The 8806-nt window shown below is 56.1% G+C and carries 19 protein-coding genes; 9 read left to right on the top strand and 10 right to left on the bottom strand.

Annotated elements, in window-relative coordinates; all coding sequences use genetic code 11:
• Positions 1 to 21: 21 nt before the first annotated feature.
• Positions 22 to 495: a hypothetical protein gene (locus SIB42_RS08380; RefSeq protein ID WP_067098396.1), complete on the top strand. Its 474-nt coding sequence runs from the start codon at positions 22 to 24 to the stop codon at positions 493 to 495.
• Here the strand turns inward: SIB42_RS08380 and SIB42_RS08375 are convergent.
• From SIB42_RS08375 to SIB42_RS08365, 3 genes are read right to left on the bottom strand one after another with little or no spacing between them, the layout of a single operon-like run.
• Complete coding sequence (locus SIB42_RS08375; protein WP_067098400.1) at positions 443 to 1276, bottom strand: SDR family NAD(P)-dependent oxidoreductase; 834 nt, start codon at positions 1274 to 1276, stop codon at positions 443 to 445. The two genes, SIB42_RS08380 and SIB42_RS08375, sit on opposite strands and share 53 nt — an antisense overlap.
• A 1-nt stretch (position 1277) precedes the next feature.
• Entirely contained in the window at positions 1278 to 1532 is a 255-nt protein-coding gene (locus SIB42_RS08370; protein ID WP_067098404.1) for a TIGR03643 family protein, read from the bottom strand.
• Positions 1533 to 1544: 12 nt separating this feature from the next.
• Positions 1545 to 1700 carry a hypothetical protein gene (locus tag SIB42_RS08365; protein ID WP_156485301.1) on the bottom strand — a complete coding sequence of 52 codons (156 nt, stop codon included), beginning with the start codon at positions 1698 to 1700 and terminating at the stop codon, positions 1545 to 1547.
• A 281-nt stretch (positions 1701 to 1981) separates the two neighbouring features.
• Between SIB42_RS08365 and SIB42_RS08360 the strand changes: the two genes are divergently transcribed.
• Positions 1982 to 2566: a ferritin gene (locus tag SIB42_RS08360; RefSeq protein WP_413327797.1), complete on the top strand. Its 585-nt coding sequence runs from the start codon at positions 1982 to 1984 to the stop codon at positions 2564 to 2566.
• An 80-nt stretch (positions 2567 to 2646) separates the two neighbouring features.
• Here the strand turns inward: SIB42_RS08360 and SIB42_RS08355 are convergent, their stop codons facing one another.
• Entirely contained in the window at positions 2647 to 2778 is a 132-nt protein-coding gene (locus SIB42_RS08355; protein WP_413327795.1) for a hypothetical protein, read from the bottom strand.
• A 106-nt stretch (positions 2779 to 2884) separates the two neighbouring features.
• Here SIB42_RS08355 and SIB42_RS08350 point away from each other — a divergent pair, with 106 nt between their 5' ends.
• Positions 2885 to 3055 carry a hypothetical protein gene (locus SIB42_RS08350; protein WP_156485110.1) on the top strand — a complete coding sequence of 57 codons (171 nt, stop codon included), beginning with the start codon at positions 2885 to 2887 and terminating at the stop codon, positions 3053 to 3055.
• Between the two features lie 23 nt (positions 3056 to 3078).
• On the opposite strand, the gene SIB42_RS08345 is transcribed toward SIB42_RS08350, so the two are convergent.
• From SIB42_RS08345 to SIB42_RS08330, 4 genes are all read right to left on the bottom strand, one after another.
• Positions 3079 to 3258: a hypothetical protein gene (locus SIB42_RS08345; RefSeq protein WP_170951874.1), complete on the bottom strand. Its 180-nt coding sequence runs from the start codon at positions 3256 to 3258 to the stop codon at positions 3079 to 3081.
• A 15-nt stretch (positions 3259 to 3273) separates the two neighbouring features.
• Entirely contained in the window at positions 3274 to 3486 is a 213-nt protein-coding gene (locus SIB42_RS08340; RefSeq protein WP_067093106.1) for a hypothetical protein, read from the bottom strand.
• Positions 3487 to 3647: 161 nt separating this feature from the next.
• Entirely contained in the window at positions 3648 to 3791 is a 144-nt protein-coding gene (locus tag SIB42_RS08335; RefSeq protein WP_066907841.1) for a chlorophyll a/b-binding protein, read from the bottom strand.
• Positions 3792 to 3836: 45 nt separating this feature from the next.
• Positions 3837 to 3944 (bottom strand): hypothetical protein, encoded by a 108-nt coding sequence (locus tag SIB42_RS08330; protein WP_231856324.1) that lies wholly within the window; start codon positions 3942 to 3944, stop codon positions 3837 to 3839.
• Here SIB42_RS08330 and SIB42_RS08325 point away from each other — a divergent pair.
• Complete coding sequence (locus tag SIB42_RS08325) at positions 3894 to 4151, top strand: hypothetical protein (RefSeq protein ID WP_413328698.1); 258 nt, start codon at positions 3894 to 3896, stop codon at positions 4149 to 4151. The two genes, SIB42_RS08330 and SIB42_RS08325, sit on opposite strands and share 51 nt — an antisense overlap.
• 10 nt (positions 4152 to 4161) lie before the next feature.
• Here the strand turns inward: SIB42_RS08325 and SIB42_RS08320 are convergent, their stop codons facing one another.
• Positions 4162 to 4413, bottom strand: coding sequence for a hypothetical protein (locus SIB42_RS08320; RefSeq protein WP_156485109.1), 252 nt, complete (start codon positions 4411 to 4413; stop codon positions 4162 to 4164).
• An 84-nt stretch (positions 4414 to 4497) separates the two neighbouring features.
• Between SIB42_RS08320 and SIB42_RS08315 the strand changes: the two genes are divergently transcribed.
• From SIB42_RS08315 to SIB42_RS08295, 5 genes are all read left to right on the top strand, one after another.
• Positions 4498 to 6450 carry a DNA polymerase gene (locus SIB42_RS08315; RefSeq protein WP_067093103.1) on the top strand — a complete coding sequence of 651 codons (1953 nt, stop codon included), beginning with the start codon at positions 4498 to 4500 and terminating at the stop codon, positions 6448 to 6450.
• A gap of 178 nt (positions 6451 to 6628) precedes the next feature.
• The gene (locus SIB42_RS08310; RefSeq protein ID WP_067093102.1) at positions 6629 to 6997 is read left to right on the top strand and encodes an AbrB family transcriptional regulator; all 369 of its coding nucleotides are present in this window, start codon (positions 6629 to 6631) and stop codon (positions 6995 to 6997) included.
• Positions 6998 to 7394: 397 nt separating this feature from the next.
• A complete protein-coding gene (locus tag SIB42_RS08305) occupies positions 7395 to 7562 on the top strand; it encodes a hypothetical protein (protein ID WP_156485108.1) in 168 nt (55 codons plus the stop codon).
• Positions 7563 to 7588: 26 nt separating this feature from the next.
• On the top strand, positions 7589 to 8014 hold the full coding sequence (locus tag SIB42_RS08300) for a DUF3750 domain-containing protein (protein WP_067093101.1): 426 nt from the start codon (positions 7589 to 7591) through the stop codon (positions 8012 to 8014).
• A gap of 137 nt (positions 8015 to 8151) precedes the next feature.
• A complete protein-coding gene (locus SIB42_RS08295; RefSeq protein ID WP_067093100.1) occupies positions 8152 to 8385 on the top strand; it encodes a Nif11-like leader peptide family natural product precursor in 234 nt (77 codons plus the stop codon).
• A gap of 13 nt (positions 8386 to 8398) precedes the next feature.
• Here the strand turns inward: SIB42_RS08295 and SIB42_RS08290 are convergent, their stop codons facing one another.
• Positions 8399 to 8566 carry a hypothetical protein gene (locus tag SIB42_RS08290; RefSeq protein ID WP_156485107.1) on the bottom strand — a complete coding sequence of 56 codons (168 nt, stop codon included), beginning with the start codon at positions 8564 to 8566 and terminating at the stop codon, positions 8399 to 8401.
• Positions 8567 to 8806: the final 240 nt, after the last annotated feature.

Raw genomic sequence — 8806 nt, 5'->3', positions numbered from 1 at the left:
TGCGGAATCAATGCGGATATCATGGCGAATCAACAATCAATTGAAATCATTCGATGCGCTGGCCTAGACACAGGAATCGCCTTTTTCAGTGATCCCCTAATCAGCCATGAAACGCTGGTCGCGGACGTGACGCCCAACCGACATGCCGAGTTGTTCTGTCATCGCCACCAAACCGACCAGTTGATGGTTCTGAGCGGCAGCCTGGATCTGGTGATTCTTCAGAATCGCCAGTTTCAGTTGATTCGCTTGAAGCAAAAGGATCGAACCTGGGTCCGCATTCCGCCGAGAATTCCGCATGCCGCCATCGTCCGGGGTGATCAGGCTGCAACCGTGGTGAATGCGGTGTTACGCCATGGCCCGGTTGACCCACGCGACTATCAACCCAGACCCATTCCACGCGCCTTGATACCTCAGTGGCAGGCGCTGCAGAGCCTGGACGCCGCTAACCGATCATGCGCTGGCGCACCAGTGCATCCCACAGCTGGACGGGGATGAACCGCTGCAACACCAACACTTCCGACTCGCTGCCGCAGCGGTAGCGAGGTTTGGGACTGGACGTCTCCAGAGCCGAGACGATGGTGCTGGCCACCAGCTCCGGCGATGAACCTCGGCGAAAGCCCTCAGCCCAGCTGGCTGCAACACGACGCATCATCGGCCCCCACACCGGATCGGTCGACTGCTGCTGCAAGGAAGCCTCACTCACCGCTTCGAAGCCGGTGCGGATCAACCCAGGTTCCACCAGCACCACCTGCACCCCGAAGCGATGCAGCTCCAGACGCAGAGCATCACTAATGCCCTCCAGCGCATGCTTACTGGCGCCATACCAGCCGGCACCGGGAGTGACAAAACGGCCGGCAATCGATGAAAGATTCACGATGCGGCCGCGACGCCGTTCACGCATGGGCGGCAGCAGCATCTGAGTGAGACCGATCAACCCAAACACATTCACTTCAAACATCGCTCGGGCACGCTCGATCGGCATGGTCTCCACCGGACCCGTCTCCCCATAGCCGGCGTTGTTCACCAGGGCATCCAAAGCACCAACCTGGCCGCTGACAGCGTCGGCCAGCTGCCGGCAGGACGCCTGATCAGCGAGATCAAGCGGCAACACCTCAGCGCCGCGACAACGCAAGGACTCCATCGCCTCAAGCCGACGCGCAGCAGCGAAAACTCGCCAACCACGGTCGAGCAACCGGTGGGCTGTCGCCAGACCAATGCCACTGGACGCTCCAGTGATCAAGACGCTGGGCCTGGAGTGGGATCGGGACGCTGTCATCTCACTTATGGCAAGCCGCGCGGAAACGCTCGGACGAACTGGTGCTGCCGTGCTTGGTACGCCGGCCAGTCACTCGCTTGCGCCAGACGCGAAAAGAGCCTGACTTGAGCTGGGAGCGCATCAGAGCGATCACTGCAGCTTCAGACAGGCCGAACTGGAATTCGATGGCTTCGAACGTGGTGCGGTCTTCCCAGGCCATTTCGATCACGCGATCGATGTCTTCAGAAGTGAGCTGGTCGGGCAGGCCGCTGTCCATTGAACGGTCAGATCAGTGATCGGGATGCTCAAACAGGGCCACTGCCCGGTCGGACTCGCTGAGCTCGCGGGCGCGGGAGGCCGGCTCAAGCTCAACAGCCGGCGGCACGGAAGGAAGCGCAAAGGCTTTCTCCAACTCGGTTCTGGCAGCGCCGAAGGGGTAGGTCATGAATGCGGCAGTGAGACAAAAGGGCAAGCGAACCGCCCTTAACATTGCGCAACATTAACCATAAAAGCCGCCTGGCGGGCAGCGCAGGACGAACTGGGCAGACAAACGAAACTGATTCTCATCAGCAGATTTGCACTCCTGACTGTGATTCTCAAGTGCATATTTACGACTACTGAATGTGATTCTCAAAAGCATATTTTGATCCCTTAATGTTCGGTTTTTACCCTTATCTTTCGCTCTTTTGTGATGTAGAACTGATTCATCCCTCCAAGAGGTTCGACATGACAAATTCAGCTGCCGCTCAAGCCACCATCACTATTCCCGTCGGTCCTGCAGGACGGGCCATGGCCGAGCCCATGTCCTCCGAGATGCTCGATCTCATGCAGGCTCACCTCAACCTGGAGCGTCAGTCCGCTGCTGCCTATTTCGCTGCTGCCATCTGGTTTGCTGAACGCGAGCTGGTCGGCTTTGCCGAGCATCTCCGCGATGAGGCCAAACAGGAAGAGCAACACGCTGCCAAGTTCGCCGATTACCTGATCTCCAGAGGTCAACGGCCTGTTCTCGACACCGTTGAACCGCCTCGTCAGCAATGGCCTGATGTCGAGCAGGTGATCGCCAATGTCTTCCGCATGGAAGCGGATGTCACAGCTTCCGTTCTGCAGCTCTACGGCACCGCTGAGCAGGATCTCGACCGCCGCACCTCGGTGTTCCTTGATCCCATCGTTGATGATCAGCGCCTTTCTGAGCACGAAGCCGCTTATCTGCTGGGTCGCGTCAAGTTCGCCGCAGGCAACCCTGCTGCCGTGATGATCATCGACGCCGAGCTCAGAGAAGGTGACGCCAAGCCCGCCAAGCTCGAAGCCTGATCCAACTCACAACAACCCAAAGCCCCGCCCAACGCGGGGCTTTGCTGTGCGCTGGCTCCACCAACCACCGATGCCCAGCTTCAGGCTCGGACCAGCTTGTACAGCGCCCAGAGAGCAGCCGCAGCAAGCAACCAGTAGAGCCATGACCACTGCAGCCAGACAGCGGCGATGAGGCCCAGGGCGAACAACGCCAGAAATCTCCCGAAGGTCACACCAAGCTGAAAAAGATCTCCTATCTAAGCCAACTCCAGCCTGATTTCACAGCCCGCATCAGCATGGCGATGCTCCGTAGGGTTCACAGCCAATCACACTGATTGAATGAACGTTGACCCAGAGCTGCAGAAGCAGGCACGCAAAAGTCTGCGCGGCACGGACCCCTCAATCGCCAAGTACATGCAGATGCTCGAGCACGAGGTCTGCTACCTCGAGAAGCTCAACGCGCAGCTGAACCAGGAGGTCCAGGCGCTTCAACAGCGCCATCAAGCCTGAACGAATCCCTACAGACGTTGTCGTCAGGCAATTCTGAGAATCGCGCTGATCAGGTTCGGGCGTTGCCGCAGTTCGGCAGTGAACTCACGGGCCAGATCCCTAGCCTCCATCGCATCAGAGGCATAGACGCAACCTTCGAGCGTGGCTCCGCTGAGATCCCGGTAGCGCACCAGGTAGCGGTTCGTCGTTTGAACTGGTGACATCAGTTGACTCCTGCTCTAAGCGAACCCAAAACGGCGAGCGGCGCTGGCTTCAACCTCGCGTCTGATCTGCACAATCGCTTCGCGGGCAAAAGCCTTCTCGTTTTCCTGCGCCGTGATGATCTGTTTGGTGAGCTGACGCAACTGCTCAATGTCCTCACAGGCATCAATTTCGCGAAACGCAGATTCGAGATTGAATTTCTGCTCAACCGACAAGCGATGGTTGGTCATGGTGCAGAGACGGCAAAAGCCTCACTTGAGTGAGACGTTGATTAGCTGAATTCAACGATCGCCATTCCTGGGCTCGATCGTGACAGTGAAATCCGCCCCGGGCCGAACACACGGTCAGGCCCGGGGCGTGATAAGCCAACCTTTGTCCAGGCCAGCCAGATTCAGAATCCGAGCTGATTGAGGATGCCCTGGCCGGTGAGAAGTTCGGTGCCGAGGCCAATCACGAAGCCAAGCATGGCAAGACGGCCATTCCAGGTTTCAGCGAAGTTGACGAAGCCGAAGCGGCGTTGGGTGGTGTCAGTCATGGTTTCAGGTGCAAGTGTTTTTGACGCAGACGTACATCAAGGAGATCAACCGGCGCAGTTGCAACCACAGGGCTCATGCTCATGGCATGGCTCCCTTTTGGTATGACCGTTGGCGCAGGCTTGCGAGCAGAAGAGCTGATTGCCACACCGCATGGCGGTGGCTTCCTCAACGGCGCAGGTACAGCCGGGGCAGGCGCACTGAAACAGAACTGCTGTCATGGGTGTCTCCGGGAAGGACCTTTTCGTTCTATGCCTGTCGCACTGCAGGGAGCAGAAGGGACAGCCGACCTCAGAGGTACGGTTTCAGGATCTTTCCAGGCGGGTTGGGTGAGAGCAGATTCACAGTTTTTTTTCATCTGACGGACCCTCATCACAGCTGCCCATCACAGCTGAGCAACACATCGATCGGGTCTCCGTAGCCGTTGTCACCGACGAAGGCATTTCGGCTGGCCAGCATGACTGCATCACCATCGTTGGAGTTGGACTCATGAAAGCCAACAGCAACCGTTGCCAGGACCTGAACAAGCAGCTGGCCATGTATCGCGCCTTCCGCGACATGGATGGCGTGGCAGCTGTGACCCGCGAGCTGCAGATGGACGCCTGCGCCTGCCCGGTCAGGCACTGAGCCCGATCGAGGCAACCAGCGTGGTCAGGCACGCCGCAATCGCTTGAAACCGCCGAGACTGCCTGGAGGAAGTCAAAGCCGTTGTTCGATCAGCAACTGCTATTCCCTGGAAGCGAAGCCATCCAACCGGCTTGCCCGGTGCCTTTCTGCGGGAAGGCTCCCACCGGGATCGAATACATCGGTAACGCGGTTGATCTACCCGATCCTGATTCGATGGCACTGTCCATTGGGTTTGATCTGGAAACGTTCAACCGCCGCACCGATCTATGGCGTCATAAAGCCAGCCTCAGCCCGTCTCTGGGTGGCGAAATCCGTCTGGCTCAGCTCACGACGGCTGACAGCAACAGCACGCTGGTGGTCGATGTGGCGGTGATCGGCCAAGCCGCCATCGACTGGCTGCGAAGGCTGGCGCGCAACCCGGACCGCAGGCTGGTGGGCCACAACCTTCTGTTTGAAGCCACCTTTCTGATCGCTGCTGGAATCAGGCCGCTGTGCCAGTGGTGGGACACGATGCTGGCCTGCCAGATCATCGGCGACTTAACGAGCAACAGCCTGGCCGCCGCGTCTGCGCACTACCTGAAGCGTGAGCTCGACAAGAGCGAACAGACCAGCGATTGGGGGAATGCCCTCAGCGCCAGCCAGCTGCGCTATGCGGCTCTGGATGCCGAAATTGTGCTGCCTTTGGGGCGTGAGCTCCATCAACAGCTGGTGGCCACGCAACAGGTTGCAGTGCATCGGCTCGATTGCTCAATGATCAGTGCCTGCGCCGATGGTCAGGTGCGAGGGCTGGCAGTTGATGTCGAAGCAGCACGCGACTCCAGAACACGAGCTCTCAGCGAACGGCAACGCTTGGCGACTGAGGTGCAGAAGACGCTCGGGATTGAGAATTACAGAAGCCCGGACAAGCTTCAGGAGGCTCTGAGTGTTCACCTGGGAGAGCCAGTTGAAAACACCAAAGACCGGACTCTGAACACCTACCGTCCCGATCCCGTAATCGAGACGTTGCTCCAGCTTAAGGCGCTGGATCAGGAGCTGAAAGAGGTGAACTGGCTGCTCGAGGAGGCCCAGCTCACGGATGGCCGGGTCCGGCCCCACTACCGGATCATTGGTGCCAGCACAGGCCGCATGAGCACCAGCGCTCTGATCCGCGAAACCAGCAGTCAGGTCCCTTCCGATACCGAGCGGTTCAAAACAGGCCAAAGACAAGGAGAACCCAAGGCCGTGAAGCTTGGGCAATGCGGGTTCAATTTCCAGGGCATCACTGGCGATCGCAAAAAAGCCCTGGGCACCGGCAATCCCGACAGCGTGCTGATGGACCTCGACTGGTCATCGATTGAGATCCGGCTCCAGGCCAGCCCGCAGCTTTACAACGACGATGGTCAGCGCAGGATCCTGCTGGATGGCATTGACCCGCATGCCTACATCGCCAGTCAGGCCTGCGGACGCGAGATCACCAAAGCGGATCCGGAACGCTCGACGATCGGCAAACGTGCCAATTTCGCCCTGGCCTACGGCTGTGGGCTCTCGGGTGTTCGCAAATTGCTCTCCCGTGCTCGCGGTGAGCAGGTCACGGAGACTGAAGCCCAGAAGGTCTACGACGCCTGGCATCGCCTGCACCCACAAATGAGCCTGGAGATGGACAGGTTCTCCAACAGAAACGTCACCGAAGTGCGCAGCATTGCGGGGAGACGGATGACATTCCGCAGTCAGCAGGCAGGCCCGGATGGCATCAGAGCGATGCAACCGCTGGGACGCACCAACGGGATCAATTTCCCTGTTCAGGGTTCTGGTCGTGATCTGCTCGCCGCTGCCCTTGGTGACCTCTGGCCTGCACTGGATCGCTTCGCAGGTGTTCACATCGTTGGCCTGATTCACGATGAGATTCTTCTCGAGGTTCCAAGGGATCTGGTGGACGAGGTCAAAGCCGTGGCCGTGGCCTCGATGACCTCAGAAAAGCTTCAGAAGCAATACCTGGGTGACATTCCCCTGGAGGCAGATTGCAACATTGCAGAGAGCTGGGGAGAAGCTCACTGAGAGGGTCGCTTGCATCGAAAAGGCCAATTCCTTACCAGCATGAGGCAGGACTCTGCGAGTTCATCTGCTACATCCTCAACTGATGAGATCTACGAAAGGTTGAGAGCCCGACGAGCTCAAGACTTGTTATTCATGCGCGGCAGGGTATAAATATGACTGACGAATTCTTCTACCTGAAATGCTCACTGGTGCCGATCTGCTTGCCAAGGTCAAAGAACTAGGAGATGTCTCTAAAACTGATTTGGCAACTGCCTGTGGGTATGTCTCCAAGAAGAAAGACGGCTCTGACCGTGTGAACTTCACTGCCTTCTACGAGGCACTGCTGAATGCCAAAGGAATCGAACTCGGTGGCGGTTCTGCGGGCATGGGCAAAGGTGGTCGCAAACTGAGCTACACCGCCAAAGTGCAAGGCAACGGCAATCTCCTGGTTGGCAAGGCATACACAGCCATGCTGGATCTTGCTCCTGGCGACGAATTCGAGATCAAGCTGGGTAAAAAGGCGATCCGCCTGATTCCTGTGGGCGGTGAGGAAGAAGGCGAAGAGTGATCGGGCTAACAAAGCCAATCACCACTTAGTGGATGGAAGGCAGGGTTACTGATCAGCCCTGCCTTTTCTTCTGTTGAAGCCAAGCGAAGCGGCCCCATGGCCCATCCCCTAAAGTGCTGCTCCAAGCAAATCATCAGTGAGCCCAAAGACACTCCACTGAAAAGACTTATCTCTTGACGAGCTGGAGCAGGTTCTGAAGTCGGAAGACGTGAGTGGTGAGCCAGAGGATTATGAGTACATCAGGCGCGATGGAGCACTGCATCTGTTCAACGACGAGTGCTCCATCGAATTGATGTTGAACAACGAGCAAGTGACTTGAGCCATACAGGTTGAGTTAAGAGCAAGTGCCGTTGAAGCCACAAGAGGCAGCTAGAGTTTCGCAATTCTTCAGTCAACCTTGCTGAGCCTGGTCTCTCCGTATTATCTGGTGGCGCTCGGCCTCGGGCTGGCAACGATTGTTGTGGTTATTTTTTATTCCTTCACACGCACAACCAATTACGAAGTGCAGGTGAAGTTAAAGAAAGTTCAACTCAGGAAGCAGCGGCAGCAGGCCAACGATCTTTAAGCCTCAGTCGTTTCTTTGATCAACCCATGCTGAAGGTTGAATTAAGGGCCGCCAAAATTCCAGGCTTACCTGGATTGATTGCAGATCATTTTTGGCTGCTGGTGATTCGCGACGTTGAAGCCAGCGATCATGAAACTTGCGATCGCTGGGAAGTCTGGCAATTCGCGCGCCAGAACGATTCCTGCTGGGGGCATCTGCACAAGAACCTTCTGTCTCCCTACCAAGGTGTTGGCAATGGTCCATCACGTTTAATCGAGCGATGGGTTAGTGATGATGCGATCAGCATCGCGGAGAAGATTGAATCCTCCCCACACCACTACCCATTCACCGAAACCTACCGATACTGGCCGGGACCGAACAGCAACACCTTTGCGCAATGGATCGTTGGCGACGAGACGCGGCTCGGTCGTCGAGCCGTTGGGAAAAGCTTCCCTGTTCCAGAGATCGCCTGAGGAGGATGCCCATCGAGGAGATTGAAGGCATCACTGCCAAGAAATCAAACAGATGTGCCAAAGAGGGTTTCCCTGACAATCATCTGATCAATCAAAACGACAAAACCGAGTAAGTTCTATCGACCTGCCAGCAACATATGTCGATGGAAGAATTAAAAAGATTTCTAGTTGCCATTCAAACCGACATGACTCTGTACGACAAGGTTTCAAGTTTTGCGACTGCAAACGAGATCGCCTCCATCGCCAGCGCTATGGGATTTAAATTCACAGAAACGGAATTAAAGTCTATTTCAAATCAAAATATTGAAGGCGTAAAAATAAAGAGACAAGACACCACACCTTCATACAATTTTGGAGAAGGCGGCAACTGAAACCTCGTAGACATTAATCAGGTACTAGATATTCCAGAAGCAACGAAAAACTCCACAGCCCAGCGATGGCAATCAAACCCAGCAGGATCAAAGCAGCGGGATTCACCACACCGGCAGACTCAACCGGCACTTCCTCAATTTCACGACTTTCAATTTGATTTTGCATAAGACTATTGATCACTATTCAAATGCTAAAGCATGGCTCATAATTAAAGTATTGTCCGACACTTCTGACACTTTTAATGCAGCATTGAGCGGCAATTCAGTTCAGAGCTCGTAGCTTCCTGCGATCTTTAAAGTCGCTTCCTGTCAAACACTTCACAAATGACAACAAAAAAGACGATTCATCCGGCAAGCAATGTCAGAAAGGGGCCTGAGCGAACTAATGAGAACTTCAGAGAACGAACAAATCGCCAAGACG

The sequence above is a fragment of the Synechococcus sp. MIT S9508 genome (assembly GCF_047303045.1).
In the GTDB taxonomy this organism is placed as follows: domain Bacteria; phylum Cyanobacteriota; class Cyanobacteriia; order PCC-6307; family Cyanobiaceae; genus Synechococcus_C.
This window is presented reverse-complemented; position numbering and strand designations above follow the sequence as displayed.